The following is a 26,689-nucleotide window of genomic DNA, read 5'->3' as shown; positions in this document are numbered from 1 at the left end:
CATGAAAATGTTCCTCGATGTGCTTAAGGTCTATTTGCATAAACAGCCGGTCGATTTTCGCAAATCCATTAATGGCTTATCGTTGCTGGTCGAGCAAGAGATGCAGCTCTCGCCATTTAGCGGCGCATTGTTTGTGTTCTGTAATCGGCAGCGTACCCGGTTAAAAGTGCTGTACTGGGATAGCACTGGGTTTTGTCTGTGGTACAAAAGGCTTGAAAAAGACACGTTTCGCTGGCCAAGGCAGATGCCAGGTAAAGTGTTGTCTATTAGCGAGCAGCAATGGCATTGGCTGTTGCAAGGTGTCGATATTCAAAAAATCACCGCGCACCAGCCGCTGCATTACCAGAGTGTGGGTTGATATGCCGATCGGCTATAAATCCTGTAGATCGCATCCAAAACAATCTAAATCTTACCAAGCACTTAGCCAAATTGGCCGTTACAATAACGGCTATGAAAAAGATACCAGATACCCTACCTGATGACGTTGAACTGCTTAAGAAAATGCTGCTTGAGCAGACAGCGCTACTTGCCAAGCATGAGCAAAAGCTTGAGCGAAAACTGGCGCAAAAAGACAAACGCATCGCTAAATTAGAGCGGGTTAACCAGCAGCTGTCGGATAAGCTGCAGCAATTGCTGGAGCGCTATAACCTGAAGAAGTATCAGAAATTTAGCCCCAGCAGCGAGACCTACGAAGGTGAAGGCGAAGTCTTAAATGAGGCCGAACAGCTTATTGAAGAGCAGTCCGTAGCGACAGAGCCAGACACTCAGACGACCGAGAGCGCTGAGAAAACCGTCAAACCACGTCGGCCGCGTATTATTCCTGAATTGCCCCGCGTTGACGTTATCCATGACATTGACGATAAAACCTGTGCCTGCTGCGGCCATGCGCTGCATCAAATGGGTGAAGAAGTCAGTGAGCAAATCGAGTTCGTGCCAGCACAAATCCGGGTGCTTAGGAACGTGCGGCTGAAATACAGCTGCCGGCAGTGTGAAACCAATGGCACTAAGGTCGACATTAAGATTGCCGATGTACCGCCTGCGGTTATCCCTAAGAGCATGGCCACGCCAAGTTTACTGGCGCAAATCATCAGCAGCAAAATGCACTATGGGATGCCACTTTACCGACAAGAAAAACTGTTTAATGAAGCCGGCATTGAGCTTAGTCGTCAAACGATGAGTCGTTGGCTGATAACCTGTGCAGATAAACTTAAACCGCTACTGGCGTTAATGAAAGCTGAGCTTCTGAAACAGCCGGTGCTGTGGGCAGATGAAACCACGGTCAATGTGCTAGATGTTGAGAAAAGCACCTGTTACATGTGGGTATATGGCTGTGGCTTAGAGAAAAGTACCGGCCCTAAGCTGGTGCTGTTTGATTATCAGGATAGTCGCAGCAGTAAACATCCCTGTGACTTCTTATCCGGCTTTAACGGTTATCTGCAGGTCGATGGTTATGCCGGATATGAGAAAACTCACGCAACCTTAGTCGGTTGCTGGGCGCATGCCAGACGCAAGTTCGTTGAAGCCCAAAAAGCACAGGGCAAAGGCAAAACGGGTAAAGCGGATGTGGCCCTTAACCACATCCAGAAACTCTATGCACTGGAGAGTAAATTAAAAACTGCGCCGCCTGATAAGAAGTATGACGCCAGACAAGCACTAGCTAAACCACTGCTAGAACAATTTAAAAGCTGGCTGGATAAATCAAGCGAGAGTGTCACGAAAGAAAGTTTACTGGGAGTGGCTATCACGTATAGCCTGAATCAGTGGCCCAAACTAATCCGCTATCTGGGTGATGGCCGATTAAATATCGACAACAACCGTGCTGAGCGCGCGGTCAAACCGTTCGTGATTGGTCGCAAGGCGTGGCTGTTTGCCAATACCAAGACGGGTGCACAAGCCAGTGCGGCGCTGTACAGCCTGGTTGAAACCGCCAAAATCAATGGTCTGGAACCGTATGATTACTTATGCCGCTTGCTGACAGAGCTGCCCAAAGCCAATACCCACGAGCAACTGCAACAACTCCTGCCTTACTGATCACCAGCCACACCGCAAGGTGTGGTTGTTGTTACGCTTACGTTATTTTATCAGCTCAGCCGACCTTACCGCAGAAAGGCTGTCCCAGGCAGTACGCGAGCATTGGTGTATTGAAAACCAGCTGCACTGGGTGCTGGATGTGAGCTTAAGTGAGGATGCGTGCCAGATATACCGTGGTAATGCAGCAGCCAATCTTGCCACGATGCGACACTTCGGCTTGAATATGTTACGCGCTGAGAAGCGAAAAATGAGTATCAGAAGAAAGCAGCGTCAGGCATTGATGAATGAGGCTTATCTTGATGCGGTGTTGGAAGCTGGCATGAGTGTGGTGATTAAATGACCACTCGTAATCTCACCCTGCTAAAGTATCTATCCTTGAGGTAGATTCTAATATTCCAAGTTCTATATTGTGAATTGTACACTTCGATCCATAAAGCCATTCAGACTTGATATATCCAAATCCATTATTCTTAATAGCCGCTTTGATACATAAATTACAAAATGCAATTGTAACCTTTCCTTTGCTATAATTTACAGGGTGATATGATTTAGGAAAAACATCATAGACTTCATTGACATAAAGTGTTGGATTTTCTAACAAACTTGCTTTTTTAATTCCAATGCCAGACAAACGTAAATATCCTATTAATTCTTGATCTGGTATAGAGCTGTACTCAACTTTAACCTCTTTTGGAAAGTATGGATATCGATGCCAAAGGCCATCAGAACCAATCACTGATGAAAAATCAGAGAAACCGTTAACAATGATATTTCGATAAATCCAACTTTGTAGAGCTTCCCCCTTAACAAATTTCAATCTATACCCTTCCATATTTTGCAGACATGATCACGAACCTTGGCAACAAGATCGGCATACTTGGTGCCAGTAAGTTTTTACAGTTAAAACATGCGATAAACGCGCTTAAACAATAACTTTTTCCATCCCAACTCGGCCTTTATTCCATACTTAGTCTTTAGTAAGCGTAACAACAACCACACCTTGCGGTGTGGCTGGTGATCAGTAAGGCAGGAGTTGTTGCAGTTGCTCGTGGGTATTGGCTTTGGGCAGCTCTGTCAGCAAGCGGCATAAGTAATCATACGGTTCCAGACCATTGATTTTGGCGGTTTCAACCAGGCTGTACAGCGCCGCACTGGCTTGTGCACCCGTCTTGGTATTGGCAAACAGCCACGCCTTGCGACCAATCACGAACGGTTTGACCGCGCGCTCAGCACGGTTGTTGTCGATATTTAATCGGCCATCACCCAGATAGCGGATTAGTTTGGGCCACTGATTCAGGCTATACGTGATAGCCACTCCCAGTAAACTTTCTTTCGTGACACTCTCGCTTGATTTATCCAGCCAGCTTTTAAATTGTTCTAGCAGTGGTTTAGCTAGTGCTTGTCTGGCGTCATACTTCTTATCAGGCGGCGCAGTTTTTAATTTACTCTCCAGTGCATAGAGTTTCTGGATGTGGTTAAGGGCCACATCCGCTTTACCCGTTTTGCCTTTGCCCTGTGCTTTTTGGGCTTCAACGAACTTGCGTCTGGCATGCGCCCAGCAACCGACTAAGGTTGCGTGAGTTTTCTCATATCCGGCATAACCATCGACCTGCAGATAACCGTTAAAGCCGGATAAGAAGTCACAGGGATGTTTACTGCTGCGACTATCCTGATAATCAAACAGCACCAGCTTAGGGCCGGTACTTTTCTCTAAGCCACAGCCATATACCCACATGTAACAGGTGCTTTTCTCAACATCTAGCACATTGACCGTGGTTTCATCTGCCCACAGCACCGGCTGTTTCAGAAGCTCAGCTTTCATTAACGCCAGTAGCGGTTTAAGTTTATCTGCACAGGTTATCAGCCAACGACTCATCGTTTGACGACTAAGCTCAATGCCGGCTTCATTAAACAGTTTTTCTTGTCGGTAAAGTGGCATCCCATAGTGCATTTTGCTGCTGATGATTTGCGCCAGTAAACTTGGCGTGGCCATGCTCTTAGGGATAACCGCAGGCGGTACATCGGCAATCTTAATGTCGACCTTAGTGCCATTGGTTTCACACTGCCGGCAGCTGTATTTCAGCCGCACGTTCCTAAGCACCCGGATTTGTGCTGGCACGAACTCGATTTGCTCACTGACTTCTTCACCCATTTGATGCAGCGCATGGCCGCAGCAGGCACAGGTTTTATCGTCAATGTCATGGATAACGTCAACGCGGGGCAATTCAGGAATAATACGCGGCCGACGTGGTTTGACGGTTTTCTCAGCGCTCTCGGTCGTCTGAGTGTCTGGCTCTGTCGCTACGGACTGCTCTTCAATAAGCTGTTCGGCCTCATTTAAGACTTCGCCTTCACCTTCGTAGGTCTCGCTGCTGGGGCTAAATTTCTGATACTTCTTCAGGTTATAGCGCTCCAGCAATTGCTGCAGCTTATCCGACAGCTGCTGGTTAACCCGCTCTAATTTAGCGATGCGTTTGTCTTTTTGCGCCAGTTTTCGCTCAAGCTTTTGCTCATGCTTGGCAAGTAGCGCTGTCTGCTCAAGCAGCATTTTCTTAAGCAGTTCAACGTCATCAGGTAGGGTATCTGGTATCTTTTTCATAGCCGTTATTGTAACGGCCAATTTGGCTAAGTGCTTGGTAAGATTTAGATTGTTTTGGATGCGATCTACAGGATTTATAGCCGATCGGCATATCAACCCACACTCTGGTAATGCAGCGGCTGGTGCGCGGTGATTTTTTGAATATCGACACCTTGCAACAGCCAATGCCATTGCTGCTCGCTAATAGACAACACTTTACCTGGCATCTGCCTTGGCCAGCGAAACGTGTCTTTTTCAAGCCTTTTGTACCACAGACAAAACCCAGTGCTATCCCAGTACAGCACTTTTAACCGGGTACGCTGCCGATTACAGAACACAAACAATGCGCCGCTAAATGGCGAGAGCTGCATCTCTTGCTCGACCAGCAACGATAAGCCATTAATGGATTTGCGAAAATCGACCGGCTGTTTATGCAAATAGACCTTAAGCACATCGAGGAACATTTTCATGGTCAAAGTGCCCTGAGCAAGGCGGCTAACCAGAGTGCATCCGTCCCTGCTGGAAGTTGCAATTCCATATCACGCTTGCGTAGCAGGATATGCCGGGCCAGTGGCGAGCTTTGTGGTGCTAATTCAATGAAACCGGTGTCATCATTCTGATGAGCCAACAACTGGCGTTTACGGAGATTGAAATAGGTCGGGATAATCCCTTGTCGTTTAGCAAATGCCGTTTGAGTAAGGCCACTTTGGGCTTGCTCGGCGAATAAGGCCAGCCATTGTTCTTTAGTGCGTTTCATGATGATTACCCTGATAATTTAAAGAGGCAGACAGGGTAATGTTGATCAGTTAGGATAGGAATGTGTGGTTGGCGTTACGCTTACAATGCATTGCTCTAATTGGCGAACAAGTGCACCAATCGTTCCTGCTGGTTTAGTCTTTTCTCTATCCAATGAAAGATCTAACGCTGCTAAAATTTCTTCACACAAATCTCTTACACTTGAATTACTTGGGCAATCGACCTTTATCCAGACAACTTGCCTTCGAAGAGCTAAAGGATGCTCTTTGTATGAGCCATGCTCAATGACGTTAGGAAAGTAACTAAGCACTTGCTCAAGCATAGATGTTTTGCCTACACCGCTTTCACCAATTAGCGTTAAGCCCTCTCCTTTGGGTTGAAAGAAGCCTGTTCTAGGCTCTATTTCTGGTCTTTCATCCACCAAATAATGCAAATATTGTGCGGTAGTCGGGGTTAGTGGATTTTTTGCAGAATATCCTTTTTTGATAGCTCTCTCTATAGCCCGAAAACATGCTTGATAATCTGTTAATGGCTGTCTGATCTCTTCTATACGATTTAGATACTCATCACGAACTAAAGGGTCTGGATGATCAGCTATATCTTCAGCATAATCTGGGTAATTACTGAAATCTTCCATCACCGCTTCCCAAGGAAGCTTAGGGCGAAGGGCTTCTATAAGGGGATTACCTTGGTGCTCTGGCAGGATTGCATCATGGTAAATTGCTTTATCCGTTCTCATGATGGATCTCCTTTTGTTCTTCTTATTCTTCCAATTGGCAAGGAAACGACTTTACCGACGATTTCATTTGATGAGGAATAGTCGACAGTTTCTTGGCTTTCTGTAATTTGTTGAAGAACATTAGTAGTTGCTTTTAATTCATCTTTGCGACGTTGGCGTACATTTTTAGTTTTTTCAGCGAATGATATATTTTCAGAGCTCTTACTTCGTTCTTTAGCATTTTTAGTCATCAGTTGACGATTTTTGTGATCATCAATAGATGTTACGCTTATCGGACTTAACTCTTTTTTTGAGTCTAGCCAGTCTTGCATAAATTCAGACTCATACATCGATTTATCTTTAAACATTCGACTACGAGGCAGTAAGTGACAAAGTGTAAAACCATGGCTTTTATCTAACTTTACATAAATATGGTTAGTAGTATTCTCATCAATTCGTGCTTCTAATCGCCATTGTCCTGACGATCGAGCAACAGATGCTAAATTTCGTTCTTCAACTTCTGAACATGTATAATACAACCCATTAAAGTGAATTCCACTTCGTGTCATACTTACTGTTACAGGAGGAAGTAAACGAGCTATAATGTCATCAGGAAGTGCAGCTTGAAGCTCATGTTTATGCTTAGCAAGATGAATCTTCCAATAATTGATTGGTGTTGGTGATAAGTCATTTTCGACTAATAACGGACTTGAAAAAGCTAAGTCGTCAAAAATGGATCTATTATGCTCTAGAATGGCTTTTATTATTTCAGTAGTCACTTCTTTTAAAGTGTAGATAGCATCCTTTCTTGGGTCTCGACTACCTCTGACAATATTACCACCTCTCGTAGTCCCCAAAAATTCATGAATAACTTCTTTATTTAGAATATCAAAACGTTTCTCAACCACTCCTTTACAGTCAGGTCTGTAAGGGGGAGTGAAAGAAAGCTTAGTCATTGGATTTAGTGCTTTCTTAGGCTGTAAGCCAATCATTTCGCCATTATCACAAACCAGCTCCTTGGACTTCCCAGACTTTGCTAGACACATTTAACAGTTACAATGTAACTTAAATTAGAGGTGTTTATGAGCAAAGGTAAACGTTATACCGAAGAGTTTAAAATTGAAGCAGTAAAGCAAATCACTGATCGTGGTTATTCTGTTCAGGAAGTGGCTGAACGTTTGGGTATTTCAACTAAATCGTTATACCACTGGCGAGACCAGCTTAGTGGCAACAAGGTTGTTGCGCGCCCCAAGTCAAATGACTCTGTTCGCATTGCTAAGCTAGAAGCAGAGCTTAAAAGAGTGACGGAGGAGCGGGACATATTAAAAAAGGCCGCAAGGTACTTTGCAAGCCAGCCAGAGTGAAGTACGCCTTTATCCGTGACCATCTGCGATTATTTTCCGTTTTAGCCATGTGTCGTGTTCTGAAGCTCAATCGCAGTGGTTTTTATGCTTGGCTAAAAGCGCCGTTGAGTCAGCGAACTATTGAAGATCAGCGTTTACTCACGCGGATTAACGCGTTTTATATTGCCAGTGGCGGCACTTATGGCAGCCCCTGGATACATCGTGATCTGCGAGAAGCCGGTGAAACCTGTAGTGTTCATCGTGTGGCTAAAATTATGCGATTGAATCGATTAAAAGCCCAAATAGGCTACAAGCGACGGTATATCAAAGGTGGCAAGCCATCACGGATAGCGGATAACGTGTTAGAGCGCGATTTTAAACCCGTTGCACCTAACACCGCTTGGGTAAGTGACATCACGTATATTCGTACTTATGAGGGCTTTTTATACCTAGCAACGGTCATCGATTTGTTTTCACGTCGCGTTGTGGGTTGGTCTATGGATAAAAACATGGATAAACATTTAGTCATTCAAGCTTTACTGATGGCAGTTTATCAACGACGGCCTAAACACTCAGTTTTAGTGCATAGCGATCAAGGCAGCCAATATGGCAGTGCTGATTATTTATCGTTTATGAAAGAGCATAACTTGAAACCGTCGATGAGCCGCAGAGGCAATTGTCATGATAACGCCGTAGCAGAAAGTTTTTTTGCGACTTTAAAAGTAAGCGTAACAACAACCACACCTTGCGGTGTGGCTGCTGATCAATATGGCAGGAGTTGTTGCAGTCGCTCGTGGGTATTGGCTTTGGGCAGCTCAGTGAGCAAGCGGCATAGATAATCATACGGCTCTAGGCCATTGATTTTAGCCGTTTCGACTAGGCTATACATTGCAGCACTGGCTTCTGCGCCCGTTTCAGTATTGGCAAACAACCACGCCTTGCGTCCAATCACGAACGGTTTGACGGCGCGCTCAGCACGGTTGTTGTCGATATTAAGTCTACCATCGTCCAGATAGCGGATGAGCTTGGGCCACTGATTCAGGCTATACGTGATAGCGACTCCCAGTAAACTTTCTTTCGTGACACTCTCGCTTGATTTATCCAGCCAGCTTTTAAATTGTTCTAGCAGTGGTTTAGCTAGTGCTTGTCTGGCGTCATACTTCTTGTCAGGCGGTACGGTTTTTAATTTACTCTCCAGTGCATAGAGTTTCTGGATGTGGTTAAGGGCCACATCCGCTTTACCCGTTTTGCCTTTGCCCTGCGCTTTTTGGGCTTCGACGAACTTGCGTCGGGCATGCGCCCAGCAACCGACTAAGGTTGCGTCGGTTTTCTCATATCCGGCATAACCATCGACCTGCAGATAACCGTTAAAGCCGGATAAGAAGTCACAGGGATGTTTACTGCTGCGACTATCCTGATAATCAAACAGCACCAGCTTAGGGCCGGTACTTTTTTCTAAGCCACAGCCATATACCCACATGTAACAGGTGCTTTTCTCAACATCCAGCACATTGACGGTGGTTTCATCTGCCCACAGCACCGGCTGTTTCAGAAGCTCGGTTTTCATTAAGGCCAATAGCGGTTGCAGTTTTTCTGCACAAGTTATCAGCCAACGACTCATCGTTTGACGACTAAGCTCAATGCCGGCTTCATTAAACAGTTTTTCTTGTCGGTAAAGTGGCATCCCATAGTGCATTTTGCTGCTGATGATTTGCGCCAGTAAACTTGGCGTGGCCATACTCTTAGGGATAACCGCAGGCGGTACATCGGCAATCTTAATGTCGACCTTAGTGCCATTGGTTTCACACTGCCGGCAGCTGTATTTCAACCGGACATTTCTCAGCACACGGATTTGCGCGGGCACGAACTCAATTTGCTCACTAACCTCTTCACCCATTTGATGCAGGGCATGGCCACAGCAGACACAGGTTTTATCGTCAATGTCATGGATAACGTCAACGCGGGGCAATTCAGGAGTAATACGCGGTCGGCGTGGCTTGGCGGCTTTCTCAGCGCTCTCGGTCGTCTGAGTGTCTGGCTCTGTCGCTACGGACTCGTCTTCAATAAGCTGTTCGGCCTCATTTAAGACTTCGCCTTCACCTTCGTAGGTCTCGCTGCTGGGGCTAAATTTCTGGTACTTCTTCAGGTTATAGCGCTCCAGCAATTGCTGCAGCTTATCCGAGAGCTGCTGGTTAACCCGCTCTAGTTTAGCGATGCGCTTATCTTTTTGCGCCAGTTTGCGCTCAAGCTTTTGCGTCTGCTCAAGCAGCATTTTCTTGAGCAGTTCAACATCATCAGGTAAGGATTGAGGTATCTTTTTCATGGCCGTTATTGTAACGGCCAATTTGGCTAAGTGCTTGGTAAGATTTAGATTGTTTTGGATGCGATCTACAAGATTTATAGCCGATCGGCATATCAACCCACACTCTGGTAATGCAGCGGCTGGTGCGCGGTGATTTTTTGAATATCGACACCTTGCAACAGCCAATGCCATTGCTGCTCGCTAATAGACAACACTTTACCTGGCATCTGCCTTGGCCAGCGAAACGTGTCTTTTTCAAGTCGCTTGTACCACAGACAAAACCCAGTGCTATCCCAGTACAGCACTTTTAACCGAGTACGCTGCCGATTGCAGAACACAAACAACGCGCCGCTAAATGGCGAGAGCTGCATCTCTTGCTCGACCAGCAACGATAAGCCATTAATGGATTTGCGAAAATCGACCGGCTGTTTATGCAAATAGACCTTAAGCACATCGAGGAACATTTTCATGGTCAAAGTGCCCTGAGCAAGGCGGCTAACCAGAGTGCATCCGTCCCTGCTGGAAGTTGCAATTCCATATCACGCTTGCGTAGCAGGATATGCCGGGCCAGTGGCGAGCTTTGTGGTGCTAATTCAATGAAACCGGTGTCATCATTCTGATGAGCCAACAACTGGCGTTTACGCAGATTGAAATAGGTCGGGATAATCCCTTGTCGTTTAGCAAATGCCGTTTGAGTGAGGCCACTTTGGGCTTGCTCGGCGAATAAGGCCAGCCATTGTTCTTTAGTGCGTTTCATGATGATTACCCTGATAATTTAAAGTGGCAGACAGGGTAATGTTGATCAGTTAGGATAGGAATGTGTGGTTGGCGTTACGCTTACACTTAACGCTCAGCAACTCCCAGCAAACTCTTTCAATATTAATCTTTTCAAGCACTCGTTGTTTATCAGATTCGCTTTCAGGCTTAACAGAAACTGCATGATAAGAAGTGCCATTGGTTGAATCAATAGTAAACAACTGATCCGTTGTAATGATGATGGGTTCTTTAGTTTTGGGATGGGTAGGATGCTTAACCCCCAACATACTCGCCACTTTCTGCGTGTAGTTAAGAGGAAAGATAGGAAACTGCTCTCTTATATCAACGATGCTGTCAGAGAACTCAGCTAAATAGAAAAGCTCACTCTCAATTGAAGACATCATATGATGACTTCGGTGAGATTTTCTTCCAAAAATTATCGATCTAGTTCCGTGAGATTTTACATCTTGGATTCTAAGCCACGGCTTATAATCAGAGCCTTCTCCAATTCCATACTTATTTTTTAAGGCTCGTTGATAATCTTTAAAGGATTCAAGTTTTTTTCCTCGCGACATAACATTTCCTGATGTATTCCATTCAGAAAAGCATAGTACCAAAGGCCACTACGGGCAAACTTTATTGTCTGAAAATACTCTTACGGGCAAACTATTGTGCTTACGGGCAAACTTTATTGTCACTACACACACTTAACAATACTGCCCTGCCACCCAACCACTACTCCACGCCCATTGAAAATTATAACCCCCTAGCCAACCGGTAACATCGACCACTTCGCCGATAAAATACAAACCAGGTTGCTTTTTCGCTTCCATGGTTTTAGAGGATAACTCGTTGGTGTCAACGCCACCGAGAGTGACTTCGGCGGTGCGATACCCTTCGGTGCCATTGGGTTTGAACACATATTGCGTTAATAACTCATCGAGGCGGGCAATGCTCTTGGCGTTCAGAGCTTTTAATGGCTGGTTTTGAAACAACTGTAACTCCAGCAGCTTATCCACTAAGCGCTTGGGAATTAAGCGCGCTAAGCTGGTTTTTAACTCTTGCGCCGGATGCTGTTGCTGCTGCTCGGTTAAAAACTCGGTGACATCTTGGCCGGCAGCGAAATTAACACGCAGCTCGTCACCGGGTTGCCAGTAGTTAGAGATTTGCAAAATAGCCGGGCCGCTTAAGCCGCGGTGAGTAAACAACATATCTTCCGGAAACTGGGTGTCATTGGCCTCAGCCGTAACCGGAAGCGCCACACCGCTAATTTCTTCAAACACCGCTTTATCGCTGGGTTGCCACGTTAACGGCACTAAGCCCGCACGCACCGGCAACACCTTTAAACCAAACTGCTCTGCTAGCTGAAAACCAAAGGCGGTAGCGCCTAAGTTCGGCAAACTTAAACCGCCACTGGCGATCACTAAACTGTGGCACTGCCGCACGCCTTGCGCTGTAGTAAGTTGATACTGGCCATCCACAAAACTGACCTGTTGAATATCTTGTTGTAAGCCGATTTGCACGCCTGCTTTGTCGCACTCTTGCTGCAGCATCTCGACGATGTCTTTGGCGCTTTTGTCACAAAACAACTGGCCTAGGGTTTTCTCATGGTAAGCAATACCATATTGTTGCACCAGCGCGATAAAATCCCACTGGGTATAACGGCTGAGTGCCGATTTACAAAAGTGCGGATTTTGCGATAAAAAGTTAGCGGGGCTGGCATACATATTAGTGAAATTACACCGGCCGCCACCCGACATAATAATTTTGCGACCGATGCGCTTACCATTATCCAGCACGAGGGTTTTTCGGCCGCGTTTCGCGGCTTCAATAGCACAAAATAACCCGGCGGCACCGGCGCCAATAACGATAACATCCCACTGCTGCATCTTATGCCTGACCTTTGCTGTTTAATTGTTGCTGATAACCCTGCATCACATCATCCCATGCGGCAGCTTGCCAATGAAATACCGGCAATTTACCTAATTCTTTATTAAATGAGCGCAATAACCGCGCTAAGTTTTGCTCCGTCCACGGGCCTGCTGAGCGGCGCTGACATTTATCAAAATCAATTAACCACACCGTGCCGCTGCCATCTAACATGATATTGCGACAGTTCAGATCCGAGTGATACACACCCAGCTGATGCATACGAGCAATCGCCTTACCTACCGCTTGCCATTCGGCTGGCGTAAGTGGCCGTTGTTGTAAAATGGCGGCCAAGTCTTTGCTATCGGGGATCAGTTCAATGAGTAAATCAGCGCGGTATATTAAGCCGCTGCGCTGATAACGCGCGGCCACCGGCTTGGGTACGGCCAACTCTTGCTCGCGCATCCAAGCTAACAGCTGGTATTCTTGCATGGCGCGGCTATTACCCACTGATTGCAGCCAAAATTGATCATGCAACAGCTTACCGACTAAGCCACCACGGTAATAATGACGCAACACCAGCTTATGCTGCTGATGCTTAACAAAGTACGCAATATTGCGACCACTGGAACTGCCAATTACCGCGTTGTGTTGCTGCCACCACTGGCTATCAAATTGTGCGGCGCTAAGCGTTGAAAAAAAGTCGGGATCAAACCAGAAGGTTTCATGCCCTTGCTGGTGAACATGATGCGGCATGCTTGCTCCTATCAGCTGTGCAATGGCTTGCAGCGTGCGTGAAGTTGCACCTTGTTGCTGCAAGAAAAATACCTGTGCTCGCTGGCCTTGCGTTTGTCGCAAGGCACTGTCAGCAAGCAACCTTTGGCTATCGGCTAACAAGGCGGTAGCGTCTGACACGATACTCACCGCCGAGCGTTGTTGAAGCTGGCGGTAAGCTTCTTTAAAATTAAACACATGTGGTCCGCTTTGCACGGCTTTGGCAAAGCTGATGGCTTCCAGCGGGTTGTGACCGCCGCGAGGAATTAAACTACCGCCGATAAACACTAAATCAGCTAATTGATACCAACTGAGCAACTCCCCCATAGAGTCACCGAGTGCCACCTCAATATTCGCTTCGGGCAAGCGGTCGCTGCTACGCCGCCACAAGCTTAACCCCGCATCCGTGACTAAGTCGGCAACCTTGTCAAAACGTTCCAGATGCCGTGGCACTAGCATCAACAGTAAATTTGGAAATTGCTGTTTTAAGGCGGGATAAAGCGCCAGCAACTGTTCATCTTCACCCGCATGCGTACTACCGGCCACCCACACTAAGCGGTTTGCCATTACCGGCGCAAAACGTTCAACTAAGGCTTGTTGTGTAGTTGGCAAGGCCAACTCAAACTTTAAATTACCCGCCACCTGCAGCTCATTACGATAACCTAATGCCCGAAAGCGAGCGGCAGTAGCGCGGTTTTGGCACAACAACAAGCGAATATCCGCTAACAGGCTTTGGCTAACTTTATGAAAACGCCGATAGCCTTTAGCCGACTTAGCCGATAACCGCGCATTCACCACCACCACGGGGATGTTCGCATAGCGACAACCTGCCAGAAGATTCGGCCACAGTTCCGTTTCAACAATCACCACTAAGCGCGGTTGCACACAGCGTAAAAAACGCCCCACTGCGCCAACATAGTCAAAGGGTAAGTAACAATGCTGCACACTATCACCAAACCGCTCAACTATAGTGGCACTGCCGGTTGGCGTGGTGCAGGTTACCGTAATAGGTTGTGTGGGATAACGTTGCTGCAACTGGCGGATCAGTGGGGTGGCGGCAATCACCTCACCAACCGACACCGCATGCACCACAATACCGTGAGGTTTTAGCTTTAAGGCAGCCAGTTGCCAGCTAAACCGCTCAGTTAAGCGCTGCCGATAAGCAGGATCTTTGCGCGAACGCCAAAGCAAATAAAGTAATAGCGGCAACAGCAGCAAATACAGGAGTAGCGAGTAGATCAGCCTAAACAAATCAACAACCCTTTTATAAAGCCATTCATGGCGCTAAAATCACTGCCAACGGTGTCGTCAGCCTTACGTGGCCTGACCTAAACGCTGTTAACGGCAACCTTAGTAACGGCTTTTGCCAAAACGGCAAATAGTATACCATGCGGTTATCTAGTCCGCTGCGCTTGCGCGCCACCCTTGTTGATGAGCCGTTATGAAAATTGTCCATATTATTCTCACCCACAGTTTTGCAGGTAGCGAGCGTTATGCGGTCGAACTGGCCAACCTACAGGCCGAACAAGATCATGACGTCACCCTGATTTTGCATCAACGCGGCGCTGAACAACGGGCTAATGCCATTGCCCATCGGGTTTCGCCTAAGGTTAACCTTAAATTGGTTAGTGGCATGAAATTCCTCGCGATCTTTCGCGCGAAACGCCTGCTGAAACAGTTAAAACCCGATGTGGCACACGCGCACCTTAGTGCTGCCTGTCGGGTATTACAAGGTGTGCCCGGTTTGTGTCTACGCGTAGCCACTTTACACATTCATTATAAAAAACAACAGCATGCTAAGCTTGATGCCTTAATCGCTATCGCCCCTTGGCAAATGGCGGCCATTCCTCTGCCGCTGCGTGAGCGCACGGTGCAACTCGATAACTGGTCAGCCGCCAAAAGTGTACCGATGGATGCGCGGGAACGCTTGCGCCAAGAGCATGCGATTGGCCCTGATGATGTCGTGATTGGTACTTTGGGTCGGGTAGAGCAAAGCAAAGGCCAAGAGACCTTATTACAAGCCTTTAGCCTCGCGAATATCCCCAATAGCCGCTTAGTGATTGTGGGTGAGGGCAAACATTGGCAGCAAATACGAGATAAAGCGCCAAGTACTGTGATTATGCCAGGCTTTAGTAGCGAACCTCAACAATGGCTCGCTTGCTTTGATCTGTTTGTCAGCACCGCCCGCAGCGAACCCTTTGGTTTAGTCTTTTTAGAAGCGATGCATGCTGGTTTACCCATTGTTGCCACCGCCTCAGAAGGCGCAAAATATTTACAACCGCTGTTTGCTACCGAATTAGTACCGATTGATGATGCTGAAACCTTGGGACAGCGCATCAAAGAGCAGCTTACACAGTTGCAGCGCCGCCAATATCCGATGCAGCGGTTTGACCCAGCCGCTAAAGCTGCTGAAGTGTTAGCTTTTTATCAGCAACAACTGGCCATACAGAATACAGCGAAAAGCTAAGTTTGACTCTATAGTATATGACTAAACCGCAATGGCGTTGCCGCACGCCAGGTTAGCAGGCTAGTTTGATAACCGCGTACTGCCACGGCTATTCGGCCATTTACGGGCACGCAACAACGCCTTAGGGCCGTAAGTTTTCAGGTTATGCCATAAATTGGCAACAATAAATTCCAGCCGTCGCCAGTAAAACACTGACCGCTTGACCTGATCATTTTGCTTACCGGCTATGGTGCTATCAAAACCCAGATCCGGTTTAAAGATCAGCGGCCACAAGCCCATCGCCTGAAAGCCTAATTGCCAACTATATTGCATGGCAACATCTACCGGCCGCCCAAAAGGCACTTCTCGCTCTAACAACAATTTAGCGCCAGCCAAGCTCACCGCTTGTGCCACAGCCGAGATCGGATTCTTCTGAAAATGCACCAACTGAAAAGGCGTACCGGGGGAACTGGCTATGATTTTTTGTTGTTTATTTGGCATGGCCAGTTTTAATAAATGCCAGGGTGTTGGCACGGCCGCAATAGCCGACAATAAAGCGGGTAAATCGCCATCCACCAAAAAGTCATCTTCGAGGATCAAGGCAAAATCGAGCTGCTGAGCCACAATTTGCTGCCAGCAACGAATATGGCTAATAAAAGCGCCCTTTTCACCGGCTTTTAGCGTTTTATGATGTAAGCGTTGGTTGGCGCTGGCAGAGTAATATTGCGCAATGTCGGCTGCCGACATCACCCGGCCATCGGCCGCGTCAATGCGTTCTACAGGCAGATCAGGCCATTGCGCGAGCTGCGCTAAAGCTTGCTGGTAGCGCTCGGGTGAGCGCGCCAGATTGATAATGAAAATTTTATAGCGCATTAGCGAAACTTACTGCCACATATCCTTAACCCACTGCACTGGCAGCACGCGTCGATACCACTTGCCACTGATACCTGCGACGGCATCCGGCGGATTAGGTTTACCATGGAAAGCAACAATTTTCGCCCCTTTCGGGATCACGGCTGGCTTAAACCAGTTCATAATGCCTTTTGGCAAACAGTGTCGTTTAAAGCTTACGCACCAACCTTCAGGCCAGTATTGTAATTTGCCTTGTTTTGATAGGTTTTGCGTCACGAACTCTTGTTCATTGCGCACCTTCGCCAATTCACGTTCTTTGTGGTTTTTCAGTAAATCAATCAAGTCGCTGTGGGCACCTATCTCGTAACGATAAACCGAAGTATTACCGGTATCGTCTGATTTATCCCACTCTTTGATCACGTAAAACTCGCCTTTAGGCTGGAAGAAACAATCAATGTTGTCGACAATCACAACATCTAAATCGATAAACAACGTTGGCCCCGTTAAGTCATATAACGGATCTGCAAAGCTGGTAACTTTTAACCAACCATGGCCAAAACTCCATGGGTGACGTTCATCAAAGTCTTTAAAACCCACAGCCGGGATATCTTTTACTTCAATATGGCTGTCGATACCAACAGCGTCGTCGGTTAAGCAAATGAAGCGAAACGGCAAGGTCAGATTACGACTCACCATCGAATGCAGCTTATTGACGTAATCAGGGCCATACTTTTTGCCCCACTTAATACACAGTACATTTACTGTTGTCATAAATTCCTCAGATCCACTCTGTCTACATGCGCAGTTAGCAAGCTACTATGCTTACGGAATAAGGTCAAATACCTCACTACACTCTCATACTGCCTATGATAACCGTTAAGCGACCTTGCTGCGCTGCTTTTTCTAAACGGTACTGGCATAAAGGTGATGGATTGACGGGAAATCGCGCAGGTGTAACTGACTCGCCCTACTCAACCGCAGTTTTAACCTCTTCAAAAGCAAAACGCGCAGCTCAATGGCTACGCGTTTTACGCTGAGACTTAAAGTGCAGCGAGCACCGTTTCGGCTTTACTGACTTCAAAGCTCTTTGGTGGTTCAACATTAAGCAGGCTTACTACGCCGTCATCGACGATCATGGCGTAACGCTCTGAACGAACACCGCCAAAATCACCGGTCTCCATGGTTAAACCTATTGCTTTATGGAAACTGGCACCGCCATCGGCTAAAAAGGTAATTTCTTCTGCATTTTGGCTGTCGGCCCAGGCTTTCATCACAAATGCATCGTTTACGGCAATACAAACAATAGTATCAACGCCCTTCGCTTTAATTTGATCCGCCAGCGCAATATAACCAGGCAAATGTGCTGCTGAACAGGTTGGCGTAAAGGCGCCAGGTACGGCGAACAACACCACTTTTTTACCAGCGAACACATCGCTGGTGGTTGGGCTTTGCATACCTTCTGCCGTTAATTGCGCAAAAGTCACTTCGGGTAATTTATCGCCTACTTTAATCATTGTTATATCCTTAGGTTATGGCTTGTTTAATATAAACATCAAAACGGTTATTTTTACCTTTTACCACCAGTTGCGGCTCGCGCTGAGCCAGCACTTGCGCATAGCCCGGGCGTTTTACCACAACACGATACTTCGCCAAGGCCAACGCCGGTTCTAACAGGGCATCCGCATCGGTATCACTGCCTACCACATCATGAAAGGCACGCATTTCTTTTTTAACTAGCGCAGATTTTTCACGCGGTGGAAACATCGGATCAAGATAGACGACATCGGCCGTGGGCAAGCAGGTTAACGCTTGTAGCGCTGGAGCAAAATGTAGCTGCATTCTACTGGCCAACTCGGCCGTGCTGGCATGCGCAGCCGCGCGCTGCAGGCCATTGTATAATAGTGCAGCAACCAGCGGGTTGCGCTCAACTAAGGTAACATGTGCGCCGACATTCGCCAGCACTAAGGCATCACGCCCCAAGCCGGCAGTGGCATCAATAATCTGCAAATCGCGCTTTTTATGCAGGCCACAAGCTTTGGCGATGCCTTCGCTTTTGGCGCCACCATGTTGACGGCGATAAGTCGCGGCTGCACTGGCAAAATCGACCACGATATCACCCTGTTTCGGCATGTCGGTGTGTCGAAGCACTAACTGCTGCTCAACCCAACGTAGATGCCAACCCGTCGCGCTATCGCTTAAGGTTAAACCAAAACGTTGCGTTAACTCGGCCGACAACTCAGCGGGCAAGTCAGTAATAAGTAACACCGCACTCATTGCTGCATACCGGCATAATTTTCGCCGACACTGTAAGACACGATTTGACTGATTTCTTGTAAACTCAGGCCACTTTGTTGCTGCCAGTCGTTAAATTGTTGCTGGATCTGCTGTTGGCTGCGTTTACTGCTAATGCCCCCATCAAATACCCCATAAGCTTTTAAATAGGCTTCAACATCTTGGGTTAATAAAAAGGTGTCTTTACCCAAGGTGCGCAAAGCGTAAGGCCCGGTATTGCCACCTAAGCGTGCGCCGTGTTTTTTTAAATAATTCCACAGCCCAATAATATCAGCGCTTGGCCAATCAGCCACAAAGCGCGCAAAGCTGCCGTGTTGCTGCTGCACGTGATAAATCATCAATGCATTATCACGGATAGTAAAAACCTTATTTAAGTTGCGAATAATCCGCGGATCTTGCGCTCTTTTTTCCAGCATTTCGTCACTTAGCAACAACATTTTTTCGATATCAAAGTCGAAAAACAGCTCACAAAATGCGGGCCATTTTTGCCGCACTACGCGCCAAACAAAACCAGATTGAAAGACTTTTTTACTAAACTCGGCTAAAAACACACTGTCGGGCAATTGTGCGATAGCCTTGTTCGACAAGGGTTTACCCACTAACGCCGCCAAGGCTGCTGCGCCGCCCTTACGCTCTTTTGCGCGTTGCAGAATGTCACTAAATTTTTCTACCTGACGCACTCAGCATCCCCTTTACCGCAGCGAAGCGTTAATCTTTGCTGCTTACTGCGTAAGTTCTTTTACCAACTCACATTGGCCATTATTTAATTGTACTTGGGGTTTCATCACCACCGAGCAGTCAGACATCATGCCCTTGCGCATATTTTCAGCTTCGACCGCTTGATTATAGGCACTAATTTTTTTCAGCAGGACACTTTCATCACGCCCCTTGGTCGAAACAGCGATATACTCCGATGGCCCACCACAAGATTTATGCCCCAACCCTATTACTAAGCATTGCTGCACGTTATCAGCGCTTTTATCTCGTGTCAGTTGTAACACCTCAGCGCGTAATTGCCCAACATCGGCCAGCGCCATCGTTTGTTGCTGTTGATGCGCACGCATGGCTTTCACGGGTTCGGTTTGTGGATCAATTTGCTCCACTAAGGGCGCGGGTGCAACCCGTTCAGCACTGTTACCAACCGGTTGCTGACACGCTAACAGCGGCAAACAACCTAGTAGCAAGACGAGTTTTTTGGCATGCAACATAATGTTTTCCTTTTTTCATTAAGCCAGCCTTAGCTGGCAATCCCCATATGTCGCAATAAGGCTTCGTTAGAGGGCTCGCGGCCTCGGAAACCTTTAAACAACTCCATGGGTTCGGCACTGCCACCGCGCTCTAAAATCCATTGTAAAAAGTCTTGCCCGGTAGCGGCATTAAATACCCCTTCTTCTTCGAAGCGGCTAAAGGCATCGGCGGATAATACTTCTGCCCATAAGTAACTATAGTAGCCTGCCGCGTAACCACCGGCAAAAATATGACCAAAGCTATGTTGAAAGCGATTAAAGCGTGGCGGCATAATCACCGACACCTCGGCGCGCACTTCATCCAGCAACTGTTGCACACGGCCCCCCTCGGTTGGGTTGAATTCGGCATGCAAGCGCATGTCAAACAAGGCGAACTCTAATTGTCGAATCAAAAACAACGCCGATTGGAAATTTTTCGCGGCCAACACTTTGTTTAATAGGTTTTCTGGTAGCGGCTCACCCGTTTCATAATGGCCTGAGATCAGCGCTAACGCTTCTGGTGTCCAACACCAGTTCTCTAAAAACTGACTGGGTAACTCTACTGCATCCCAAGCGACACCATTAATACCCGCCACGGCAGCCGCATCAACTTGGGTTAACATATGATGTAAACCATGACCAAACTCATGAAATAAAGTAATCACTTCGTCATGCGTAAACAGCGCAGGCTTGCCACCTACGGGTTTATTAAAGTTACAGGTTAAATAGGCCACCGGGGTTTGTAACTGACCGTTGGGTAAAACACGTCGGCCTTGGCAATCATCCATCCAGGCGCCACCGCGTTTTTTACTACGGGCATACAGATCAAGATAGAAACTGCCACGCAACGAGCCATCGGCAGCAAACACATCATAAAACTGCACATCAGCATGCCACACATCCACGCCAGCACGCGGTTTCACTGTAATGCCAAACAATTTATGTAATACGGCAAACAAACCCGGTACCACTTTTGTAGCCGGGAAATAAGGGCGCAACAGCTCATCAGAAACGGCATAACGCGCTTCTTTCAGCTTGTCGGCATAATAAGTGATATCCCAAGCATGCAACTCAGCCACGCCAAATTGTTCTTTGGCGAATTGGGTTAACTCGTCTAAATCGCGCTGCGCTTGTGGTTTAGCGCGACCCGCTAAATCCGTTAAAAAATCTAACACTTGCTGTGGCGACTCTGCCATTTTGGTCGCCAACGACTCATCGGCGGCATTAGCAAAATCTAGCAGTTTCGCTAACTCATGTTTTAGCGCCAGGGTTTCTTCAATTATTGCCGTGTTATCAAACTGGCCCGCGGTTGGGCCTTGCTCTGAGGCGCGCGTGCAATAGGCGCTGTATAACTCTTGGCGCAGTGCCTGATCGTCAGCGTAAGTCATCACGGCGATATAACTCGGGAACTCCAGGGTAAACACCCAGCCGGTTAACTCACGCTGTTCCGCTTCTTCTGCCGCAGCCAGTTTAGCATCTGCCGGTAAGCCCGCTAATTGTGCCTCATCAGTAACGTGCTTGAACCACGCCTGAGTGGCATCTAAGGTATTATTAGCAAAGCTTGAGCTTAAATCAGATAAACGACTTTGAATTTCGCCATAACGCTGTTTCTTCGCTGCCGGTAAGCCAATGCCTGATAATTTAAAATCACGCAGGGCGTTGGTGATGACTTTTTGCTGGGCCGCCGTTAACTGTGCGAACTCAGCACTATCATGTAACTGCTGATATTTTTGATATAAGCCCTCATGCTGACCTAACCAGGTACTAAACTCTGACAACAGCGGCAAACAACTTTCATAGGCTTCACGCAGCTCTGGGCTATTGGCTACAGAATTGAGATGCGACACTGGCGACCACAATTTGCCCAGCCGATCGCTGTCTTGCTCTAACTCAGTAATCAGGCTATGCCAACTCACATCTGCCGCGGCAACCACACGTTCAACCGCAGCTCGCGCGCTGGCAATGGCATGCTCAACGGCAGGCTTTATATGTTCTGGTTGGATAGCGGAAAATGGCGGTAAGTCAGTGAAGGTTAACAAGGGGTTAGCTTGAACGGCGGCAACAGATGCAGTTGTCATAAGAGCAGTTCCTTTAAATAAGCGAGATGTATGCTATGTTGGGGTTTTGGCTCTGGTTGTCAAGGCGTTAACCGCAAATTGCCGGCATTAGCTTGTAATCTGTGGCTTAACCCCTTATATCTGTCAGCAATCATTTTTGCATTATAGGTTTAGTTATGTCTCGTCATTATGATTTTCTCGCCATTGGTGCCGGTAGCGGCGGTATTGCTTCAGCCAATCGCGCGGCTATGCGTGGCGCAAAAGCCGCCGTAATAGAAGCAAAAGCGGTGGGGGGCACCTGCGTTAACGTGGGCTGTGTGCCCAAAAAAGTCATGTGGTTCGGGGCACATATTGCAGAAGCCATAAAATACAGTGCAAGTTATGGCTTTGATTTAAAGCAACAAGGCTTTGATTGGGCCACTTTAGTGAAAAATCGCGAAGCCTATATTGAACGTATTCACGGCGGCTATCAGCGTGGTTTTAGCAGTAATGGGGTTGAATATATCCAAGGTTTCGCCCGCTTTATTGATAAAAATACGGTTGAAGTGAACGGTGAGCAGATTACGGCCGACCATATCACTATTGCGGTTGGCGGTCGTCCAACCAAACCGCAGATCCCAGGTGCCGAGCTGGGTATTGATTCTGATGGTTTTTTTGCCTTAACCACTCAGCCTAAAAAAGCGGTTGTGGTAGGTGCGGGCTATATCGCGGTGGAAATTGCCGGTGTATTACATGCACTGGGTACTGAAACGCATTTATTAGTGCGTGGCGATCGGCCGTTACGCAGCTTTGATACTGACATTACTGATGCCTTACTCAGCCGCATGGCTCAAGACAAATTACCATTGCATACGCATAGCAATGTTCAAAGCGTGGAAAAACAACCTGATGGCTTATTAAGCCTATCGCTGGAAAAAGGTCAAACTATTAAAGATGTTGATTGCTTAGTTTGGGCCATTGGCCGTGAACCGACCACCGATGCCATTAATTTAGCTGCGGCCGGTGTTCAAACAGATCAATATGGTTTTATTCGTACCGATAAATACCAGAACACCAATGTCCCTGGCATATATGCGGTGGGCGATGTCACAGGCGAAGCGCAACTTACGCCGGTAGCAATTAAAGCAGGCCGCTTGTTAGCTGAAAGGCTCTTTAACCCGGCCTTGCCTGATGCACATATGGATTTCTCGTTAATTCCTACCGTGGTATTCAGTCACCCGCCAATTGGTACTATCGGTTTATCCGAAGCCGATGCGATAGCCATTTACGGCAAAGAACAGCTGAAAATCTATCGTTCTGGTTTTGCCGCCATGTACAACGCTATTACCCCACACCGTGCACTCAGTAGCTTTAAACTGGTTTGCTTGGGCGCTGAAGAAAAAATCATTGGTTTACATGGTATTGGTGAAGGCATGGATGAAATTTTACAAGGCTTTGCTGTCGCCATAAAAATGGGGGCAACTAAAGCAGACTTTGACGCCACCGTTGCGCTGCACCCGACCAGTGCCGAAGAATTTGTTACCATGACAGGTTAGTGTAGGAAAAGAATCTTACACACATAAATAAATCTGGAAAACAACCAATCACTGTCTACACTTGCTAGACAGTGATTTTTTTCAGGATGATTTATGGCTTATCTCGTACACTCGGACAATGTGTTCAAACAGACTGAATTACAAAAACTGGAGGATGATTCATTCGATTGCAGACCAATTAAAGGCAATATCGGTTCATTACCAACTTTATTTACACTTGATGGCAAATTTAATCACGAAGCTAATAGTTACTTCTTCTACCTCAAAGCCATCAAGCAAGCAAAAGACCTTTCCCCCTGCGCCCAAGCACTGAATGCCTATTATCGATTTCTGGACGATGAAGGTATGTCCTGGGATTACTTCCCACCGGTGAAGCGTTTAAAACCAACGTATCGTTACTGTTCTCACTTACGCAAGCAGATAAAGGATGGGGAAATTGCACACAGCACAGCCAGTATCCGAATGAATCAGGTGATTAATTACTACAAATGGTTACTGTATGAGGGATATCTAAAGATCAATAGCGAAAAAGAAGCGCCGTTTGTTGTTGAGTATACGTCTATTCAAACCACAGGAATGCTTTCTCATATCTCACCATCTTTCATCGTGCAAACAACCGATCTAAGAATTAAAGTACCGAAGGATGCCAGTACCAACAACATCAGACCTTTAATGCCTCTCAGTAAAGAGTTTCTGGATATCCTTACATCCTACTTACCAAAAGCCTCCGAAGAATTGCGTCTGCAGGTCCTTATCTCTATCGACACAGGACTACGAATCGGAGAAGTTGCCACGCTTTCCCTCGATGCATTAGATACCGCAACCCCTCTTGCAGAAAGTGAACATAGATACGAGTTACGCATTTCTCCTCAACTTAACGGAGTACAAACCAAATACGGTAAAGCCAGGCGCATTGAAATTTCAGCCCAATTGTTGTCTATCATAAATGAATATCGCACCTCTGAGCGCCGTCTAAAACGCGTCTCCAAGCTTGATATCAAACTTGAAAATCTGGTTGACTCGGCACTTACTCTTAATCAAAAAGCCAAAGAGGCACTTGAATTGTGTGTGCTTCATGAGCCTTTGTTCATTAGTGAGCAAGGCAATCCCGTCTCAGGAAAGTCTATTGAAGCGCGATGGACGGACCTAAGAACGATGATTAGAAAAAACTATCCTACATTTACCCATCGCTTTCATGATTTACGGTCAAGTTATGGAACATATCGCCTAAATGACTTACTCGAAGCTAATCTACCTGTTGTTGATTGTATGGAACTGTTAATGGGCTGGATGGGCCACAGACATGAAGCAACAACATGGAAATACCTACGTTTCTTGAAGCGAAAAGAGACCTTTAAGGTGAAATTTGGCATTCTTGACAGCATCATGCATGAAGCGTTAGGCGGTGGCAATGAGTGAGGTAACATACCTAAGTGGTTGGAAAGCTGAGCTATGTATTATGTTAGACACAGATTACAACGATCGAGCAGACTTCAATCGCCTTTTAGTCAAAAATGTTCCTTCAACTGAAGACTTGCAAAAAGGTGGCATATTTGAAAATGCCAACCGGGAATTGCTTATCCTCAGACTAAAACAAAGATTTGATGACTTTATTGAAGAAGGGGCTAGTCATAAAACTCTTCACCAGCAGTTTAGTTTAATTTCTCGTTATCTTCGTTGGTGTGACAAGCACGATTTGCCTGTTTTTACGCAGTCCTCACTTGAAAGCTATTTATCGGCCATGGACAAGTTAGTAATGCTAGGCAACATCAAAAGTTCTACTTATTGTAGGATACGTTCTCAGTTTACTACACTTTTCACTAAATATCTTGACTTACCCTATTCTTATTTTGATTACGTGGTTTTAAGAGACAAGAGTGATTCTGAACCTTTTGAAGCCTACACACGAAGCGATTTAAATCAACTTCTACCGTTTTTAAGACAACTGTTTAAGCAAACCTATTCACAGTTTATTGTCGAGCCTGAAAAATACTTTAACACCCCTAAAAATGCACCCGATATGACTTTTTATTGGCAAGGTCAGCAGCACCTATTATACGCAGGCATTACTAAAATGATGTGTGCTGCAACTTACTTATTGGCATACTATACCCACGCTAATACAGGAGAATTATTTAAACTAAAGCATCCTCATAACGCATCGATGACAATAAGCGAGACATGGTTCACTATGCCAGCTTTTAAGCGTCGCGCTTTTAAAACTATACAGGTTGAAATGGGCGGTCATGAGCTGGGAATCCCTAAATATGCGTTAGATTTTTTCAACAAATTACTCTCGGCGTCAAAGCTTATTGATCAAAGTGAAAATGCAACATTACTTCAAACTATCATTCTTAATAAAAGAATTACCATTAAGAGCGGCATACTCACATCTTTCTTAAGATCATGGGTCGATAGTAACTTTAACTTTACTGATAAAATAGGTCGGCGCTTGCGCCCTGTTGTGAGTCGCTTTCGTGAAACAGGCGCACAATTAACTGCATACCATCAAAGTGAATTGGCCAATGAAGTTCTACTTAATAACAATCGTAGCACTCGAAGCAGGCATTACAGCGCAGGCAGCAAAATCGCCAATAACGGCATGATGCAAGATGTGATGGCGATCCGTGAAGAGCAAGTAAAGAGCAAGGTTAACACTAAGCAAGCACAGGAAAACCTAAATATTAAGGTTTTGGTTATTGAAGCGGAATACAAAGTTAATATCCCCAATTTAAGTCGTACAATCAATGGGGCAAGCTGTGCTGATCCATTCGGTGAGAAGTCAGAGAAATATACCAAGCAAGCACAATCGAGAGGATTAGCGCGAGAGGGCGAACGATTAGCTTGCGCAGATCTCTTAGCGTGTTTTGGGTGTCCACATCAAGTTGTCGTCCAGTCCGTAGTTGATATTTGGTGTCTATTGTCTTTTAAGGCATGTATTGAAGAGTCATTATACTTACATCTGGATTCTAGCCATTATCGCAGTAACTTTGAAGTCATCATTCAATTTATTGAAGAAAAAATACTTCCAATAATTAATAACAAAATACTCAAAAAGGCCGAATCCAAACTTAATGATGAAGGCTATCATCCAGCTTGGGGTGACACTGAAGCCATCTTAAAGTTAATTCCTAAAATATGAATTGAGGAACAA

The 26,689-nt window shown here is 46.4% G+C and carries 27 protein-coding genes and 1 pseudogene; 9 read left to right on the top strand and 19 right to left on the bottom strand.

From position 1 onward, the window contains the following. Position 1 precedes the first annotated feature (1 nt). From tnpB (ACUJFK_RS03150) to ACUJFK_RS03140, 3 genes are all read left to right on the top strand, one after another. Positions 2-358: an IS66 family insertion sequence element accessory protein TnpB gene (tnpB, locus tag ACUJFK_RS03150; RefSeq protein WP_445425237.1), complete on the top strand. Its 357-nt coding sequence runs from the start codon at positions 2-4 to the stop codon at positions 356-358. Between the two features lie 92 nt (positions 359-450). Then, a complete protein-coding gene (tnpC, locus tag ACUJFK_RS03145) occupies positions 451-2,031 on the top strand; it encodes an IS66 family transposase (protein WP_445425506.1) in 1,581 nt (526 codons plus the stop codon). Between the two features lie 19 nt (positions 2,032-2,050). Then, entirely contained in the window at positions 2,051-2,371 is a 321-nt protein-coding gene (locus tag ACUJFK_RS03140; protein ID WP_445426054.1) for an ISAs1 family transposase, read from the top strand. A 12-nt stretch (positions 2,372-2,383) separates the two neighbouring features. Here the strand turns inward: ACUJFK_RS03140 and ACUJFK_RS03135 are convergent, their stop codons facing one another. The 6 genes from ACUJFK_RS03135 to ACUJFK_RS03110 form a co-directional block, all read right to left on the bottom strand. Then, entirely contained in the window at positions 2,384-2,848 is a 465-nt protein-coding gene (locus ACUJFK_RS03135; RefSeq protein WP_445426053.1) for a hypothetical protein, read from the bottom strand. A gap of 201 nt (positions 2,849-3,049) precedes the next feature. Next, positions 3,050-4,630 carry an IS66 family transposase gene (tnpC, locus tag ACUJFK_RS03130; RefSeq protein WP_445425506.1) on the bottom strand — a complete coding sequence of 527 codons (1,581 nt, stop codon included), beginning with the start codon at positions 4,628-4,630 and terminating at the stop codon, positions 3,050-3,052. Between the two features lie 92 nt (positions 4,631-4,722). Then, positions 4,723-5,079 carry an IS66 family insertion sequence element accessory protein TnpB gene (gene tnpB / locus ACUJFK_RS03125; RefSeq protein WP_445425237.1) on the bottom strand — a complete coding sequence of 119 codons (357 nt, stop codon included), beginning with the start codon at positions 5,077-5,079 and terminating at the stop codon, positions 4,723-4,725. 2 nt (positions 5,080-5,081) lie between these two features. Next, complete coding sequence (gene tnpA / locus ACUJFK_RS03120; RefSeq protein WP_226752469.1) at positions 5,082-5,366, bottom strand: IS66 family insertion sequence element accessory protein TnpA; 285 nt, start codon at positions 5,364-5,366, stop codon at positions 5,082-5,084. Positions 5,367-5,411: 45 nt separating this feature from the next. Further along, positions 5,412-6,104 (bottom strand): ATP-binding protein, encoded by a 693-nt coding sequence (locus ACUJFK_RS03115; protein ID WP_445426052.1) that lies wholly within the window; start codon positions 6,102-6,104, stop codon positions 5,412-5,414. Further along, complete coding sequence (locus ACUJFK_RS03110) at positions 6,101-7,039, bottom strand: hypothetical protein (protein ID WP_445426051.1); 939 nt, start codon at positions 7,037-7,039, stop codon at positions 6,101-6,103. Before ACUJFK_RS03110 ends, ACUJFK_RS03115 begins: the two co-directional genes overlap by 4 nt. A 126-nt stretch (positions 7,040-7,165) precedes the next feature. On the opposite strand from ACUJFK_RS03110, the gene ACUJFK_RS03105 reads away from it, so the two are divergent. Together ACUJFK_RS03105 and ACUJFK_RS03100 are read left to right on the top strand one after the other, a co-directional pair. Beyond that, positions 7,166-7,447 carry a transposase gene (locus tag ACUJFK_RS03105; RefSeq protein WP_445426050.1) on the top strand — a complete coding sequence of 94 codons (282 nt, stop codon included), beginning with the start codon at positions 7,166-7,168 and terminating at the stop codon, positions 7,445-7,447. Beyond that, positions 7,444-8,148: pseudogene (locus tag ACUJFK_RS03100) on the top strand (IS3 family transposase); the annotation flags it as partial. The gene ACUJFK_RS03105 and the pseudogene ACUJFK_RS03100, both read left to right, overlap by 4 nt. A 41-nt stretch (positions 8,149-8,189) precedes the next feature. On the opposite strand, the gene tnpC (ACUJFK_RS03095) reads toward ACUJFK_RS03100, so the two are convergent. The 6 genes from tnpC (ACUJFK_RS03095) to waaA form a co-directional block, all read right to left on the bottom strand. Beyond that, positions 8,190-9,749, bottom strand: coding sequence for an IS66 family transposase (gene tnpC / locus ACUJFK_RS03095; RefSeq protein ID WP_445426049.1), 1,560 nt, complete (start codon positions 9,747-9,749; stop codon positions 8,190-8,192). Positions 9,750-9,841: 92 nt separating this feature from the next. Beyond that, positions 9,842-10,198: an IS66 family insertion sequence element accessory protein TnpB gene (tnpB, locus tag ACUJFK_RS03090; protein WP_445425237.1), complete on the bottom strand. Its 357-nt coding sequence runs from the start codon at positions 10,196-10,198 to the stop codon at positions 9,842-9,844. Positions 10,199-10,200: 2 nt separating this feature from the next. Beyond that, positions 10,201-10,485 carry an IS66 family insertion sequence element accessory protein TnpA gene (tnpA, locus tag ACUJFK_RS03085; RefSeq protein ID WP_226752469.1) on the bottom strand — a complete coding sequence of 95 codons (285 nt, stop codon included), beginning with the start codon at positions 10,483-10,485 and terminating at the stop codon, positions 10,201-10,203. 49 nt (positions 10,486-10,534) lie between these two features. Beyond that, the gene (locus ACUJFK_RS03080) at positions 10,535-11,059 is read right to left on the bottom strand and encodes a TnsA endonuclease N-terminal domain-containing protein (protein ID WP_445426048.1); all 525 of its coding nucleotides are present in this window, start codon (positions 11,057-11,059) and stop codon (positions 10,535-10,537) included. Positions 11,060-11,191: 132 nt separating this feature from the next. Beyond that, a complete protein-coding gene (locus ACUJFK_RS03075; protein ID WP_445426047.1) occupies positions 11,192-12,373 on the bottom strand; it encodes an NAD(P)/FAD-dependent oxidoreductase in 1,182 nt (393 codons plus the stop codon). Between the two features lies 1 nt (position 12,374). Next, the gene (gene waaA / locus ACUJFK_RS03070) at positions 12,375-14,378 is read right to left on the bottom strand and encodes a lipid IV(A) 3-deoxy-D-manno-octulosonic acid transferase (RefSeq protein ID WP_445426046.1); all 2,004 of its coding nucleotides are present in this window, start codon (positions 14,376-14,378) and stop codon (positions 12,375-12,377) included. 190 nt (positions 14,379-14,568) lie between these two features. Between waaA and ACUJFK_RS03065 the strand changes: the two genes are divergently transcribed. Continuing rightward, on the top strand, positions 14,569-15,594 hold the full coding sequence (locus tag ACUJFK_RS03065) for a glycosyltransferase (protein ID WP_445426045.1): 1,026 nt from the start codon (positions 14,569-14,571) through the stop codon (positions 15,592-15,594). A gap of 60 nt (positions 15,595-15,654) precedes the next feature. Here ACUJFK_RS03065 and ACUJFK_RS03060 read toward each other — a convergent pair whose 3' ends face one another. From ACUJFK_RS03060 to prlC, 7 genes are all read right to left on the bottom strand, one after another. Next, positions 15,655-16,446 carry a glycosyltransferase family 25 protein gene (locus ACUJFK_RS03060; RefSeq protein ID WP_226750390.1) on the bottom strand — a complete coding sequence of 264 codons (792 nt, stop codon included), beginning with the start codon at positions 16,444-16,446 and terminating at the stop codon, positions 15,655-15,657. A gap of 9 nt (positions 16,447-16,455) precedes the next feature. Then, positions 16,456-17,196, bottom strand: coding sequence for a glycosyltransferase (locus ACUJFK_RS03055; RefSeq protein WP_226750391.1), 741 nt, complete (start codon positions 17,194-17,196; stop codon positions 16,456-16,458). Between the two features lie 269 nt (positions 17,197-17,465). Beyond that, the gene (locus ACUJFK_RS03050) at positions 17,466-17,939 is read right to left on the bottom strand and encodes a peroxiredoxin (protein ID WP_226750392.1); all 474 of its coding nucleotides are present in this window, start codon (positions 17,937-17,939) and stop codon (positions 17,466-17,468) included. Positions 17,940-17,949: 10 nt separating this feature from the next. Further along, on the bottom strand, positions 17,950-18,699 hold the full coding sequence (locus ACUJFK_RS03045) for a class I SAM-dependent methyltransferase (RefSeq protein WP_226750393.1): 750 nt from the start codon (positions 18,697-18,699) through the stop codon (positions 17,950-17,952). Next, positions 18,696-19,397: a DNA-3-methyladenine glycosylase I gene (locus ACUJFK_RS03040; protein ID WP_445426044.1), complete on the bottom strand. Its 702-nt coding sequence runs from the start codon at positions 19,395-19,397 to the stop codon at positions 18,696-18,698. Before ACUJFK_RS03040 ends, ACUJFK_RS03045 begins: the two co-directional genes overlap by 4 nt. A gap of 42 nt (positions 19,398-19,439) precedes the next feature. Further along, entirely contained in the window at positions 19,440-19,925 is a 486-nt protein-coding gene (locus tag ACUJFK_RS03035) for a hypothetical protein (RefSeq protein WP_445426043.1), read from the bottom strand. Positions 19,926-19,954: 29 nt separating this feature from the next. Then, positions 19,955-22,021 carry an oligopeptidase A gene (gene prlC, locus ACUJFK_RS03030; RefSeq protein WP_445426042.1) on the bottom strand — a complete coding sequence of 689 codons (2,067 nt, stop codon included), beginning with the start codon at positions 22,019-22,021 and terminating at the stop codon, positions 19,955-19,957. A gap of 155 nt (positions 22,022-22,176) precedes the next feature. Between prlC and gorA the strand changes: the two genes are divergently transcribed. The 3 genes from gorA (at position 22,177) to ACUJFK_RS03015 (ending at position 26,677) form a co-directional block, all read left to right on the top strand. Beyond that, positions 22,177-23,535 (top strand): glutathione-disulfide reductase, encoded by a 1,359-nt coding sequence (gorA, locus tag ACUJFK_RS03025; RefSeq protein ID WP_445426041.1) that lies wholly within the window; start codon positions 22,177-22,179, stop codon positions 23,533-23,535. 93 nt (positions 23,536-23,628) lie between these two features. Further along, entirely contained in the window at positions 23,629-24,954 is a 1,326-nt protein-coding gene (locus ACUJFK_RS03020) for a tyrosine-type recombinase/integrase (RefSeq protein WP_445426040.1), read from the top strand. Next, positions 24,947-26,677 carry a hypothetical protein gene (locus ACUJFK_RS03015; RefSeq protein ID WP_445426039.1) on the top strand — a complete coding sequence of 577 codons (1,731 nt, stop codon included), beginning with the start codon at positions 24,947-24,949 and terminating at the stop codon, positions 26,675-26,677. Before ACUJFK_RS03020 ends, ACUJFK_RS03015 begins: the two co-directional genes overlap by 8 nt. Positions 26,678-26,689 lie beyond the last annotated feature (12 nt).

This window comes from Alishewanella sp. HL-SH06, assembly GCF_052656265.1.
Note: the sequence above shows the minus strand (reverse complement) of the source record. Positions and strands in the feature narration are given on the sequence as shown.

Bases quoted from the DNA above. Each gene is read 5' to 3' on its own strand.
- tnpC (WP_445425506.1), top strand. From the start codon at position 451: ATGAAAAAGATACCAGATACCCTACCTGATGACGTTGAACTGCTTAAG.
- prlC (WP_445426042.1), bottom strand. From the start codon at position 22,021: ATGACAACTGCATCTGTTGCCGCCGTTCAAGCTAACCCCTTGTTAACC.
- ACUJFK_RS03065 (WP_445426045.1), top strand. From the start codon at position 14,569: ATGAAAATTGTCCATATTATTCTCACCCACAGTTTTGCAGGTAGCGAG.
- ACUJFK_RS03035 (WP_445426043.1), bottom strand. From the start codon at position 19,925: ATGTTGCATGCCAAAAAACTCGTCTTGCTACTAGGTTGTTTGCCGCTG.
- tnpA (WP_226752469.1), bottom strand. From the start codon at position 5,366: ATGAAACGCACTAAAGAACAATGGCTGGCCTTATTCGCCGAGCAAGCC.
- tnpB (WP_445425237.1), bottom strand. From the start codon at position 10,198: ATGAAAATGTTCCTCGATGTGCTTAAGGTCTATTTGCATAAACAGCCG.
- ACUJFK_RS03045 (WP_226750393.1), bottom strand. From the start codon at position 18,699: ATGAGTGCGGTGTTACTTATTACTGACTTGCCCGCTGAGTTGTCGGCC.
- ACUJFK_RS03020 (WP_445426040.1), top strand. From the start codon at position 23,629: ATGGCTTATCTCGTACACTCGGACAATGTGTTCAAACAGACTGAATTA.
- tnpB (WP_445425237.1), top strand. From the start codon at position 2: ATGAAAATGTTCCTCGATGTGCTTAAGGTCTATTTGCATAAACAGCCG.
- ACUJFK_RS03055 (WP_226750391.1), bottom strand. From the start codon at position 17,196: ATGACAACAGTAAATGTACTGTGTATTAAGTGGGGCAAAAAGTATGGC.
- ACUJFK_RS03060 (WP_226750390.1), bottom strand. From the start codon at position 16,446: ATGCGCTATAAAATTTTCATTATCAATCTGGCGCGCTCACCCGAGCGC.
- ACUJFK_RS03110 (WP_445426051.1), bottom strand. From the start codon at position 7,039: ATGACTAAGCTTTCTTTCACTCCCCCTTACAGACCTGACTGTAAAGGA.
- tnpC (WP_445425506.1), bottom strand. From the start codon at position 4,630: ATGAAAAAGATACCAGATACCCTACCTGATGACGTTGAACTGCTTAAG.
- tnpB (WP_445425237.1), bottom strand. From the start codon at position 5,079: ATGAAAATGTTCCTCGATGTGCTTAAGGTCTATTTGCATAAACAGCCG.
- gorA (WP_445426041.1), top strand. From the start codon at position 22,177: ATGTCTCGTCATTATGATTTTCTCGCCATTGGTGCCGGTAGCGGCGGT.
- ACUJFK_RS03105 (WP_445426050.1), top strand. From the start codon at position 7,166: ATGAGCAAAGGTAAACGTTATACCGAAGAGTTTAAAATTGAAGCAGTA.
- ACUJFK_RS03050 (WP_226750392.1), bottom strand. From the start codon at position 17,939: ATGATTAAAGTAGGCGATAAATTACCCGAAGTGACTTTTGCGCAATTA.
- ACUJFK_RS03080 (WP_445426048.1), bottom strand. From the start codon at position 11,059: ATGTCGCGAGGAAAAAAACTTGAATCCTTTAAAGATTATCAACGAGCC.
- ACUJFK_RS03015 (WP_445426039.1), top strand. From the start codon at position 24,947: ATGAGTGAGGTAACATACCTAAGTGGTTGGAAAGCTGAGCTATGTATT.
- ACUJFK_RS03115 (WP_445426052.1), bottom strand. From the start codon at position 6,104: ATGAGAACGGATAAAGCAATTTACCATGATGCAATCCTGCCAGAGCAC.
- ACUJFK_RS03075 (WP_445426047.1), bottom strand. From the start codon at position 12,373: ATGCAGCAGTGGGATGTTATCGTTATTGGCGCCGGTGCCGCCGGGTTA.
- tnpA (WP_226752469.1), bottom strand. From the start codon at position 10,485: ATGAAACGCACTAAAGAACAATGGCTGGCCTTATTCGCCGAGCAAGCC.
- tnpC (WP_445426049.1), bottom strand. From the start codon at position 9,749: ATGAAAAAGATACCTCAATCCTTACCTGATGATGTTGAACTGCTCAAG.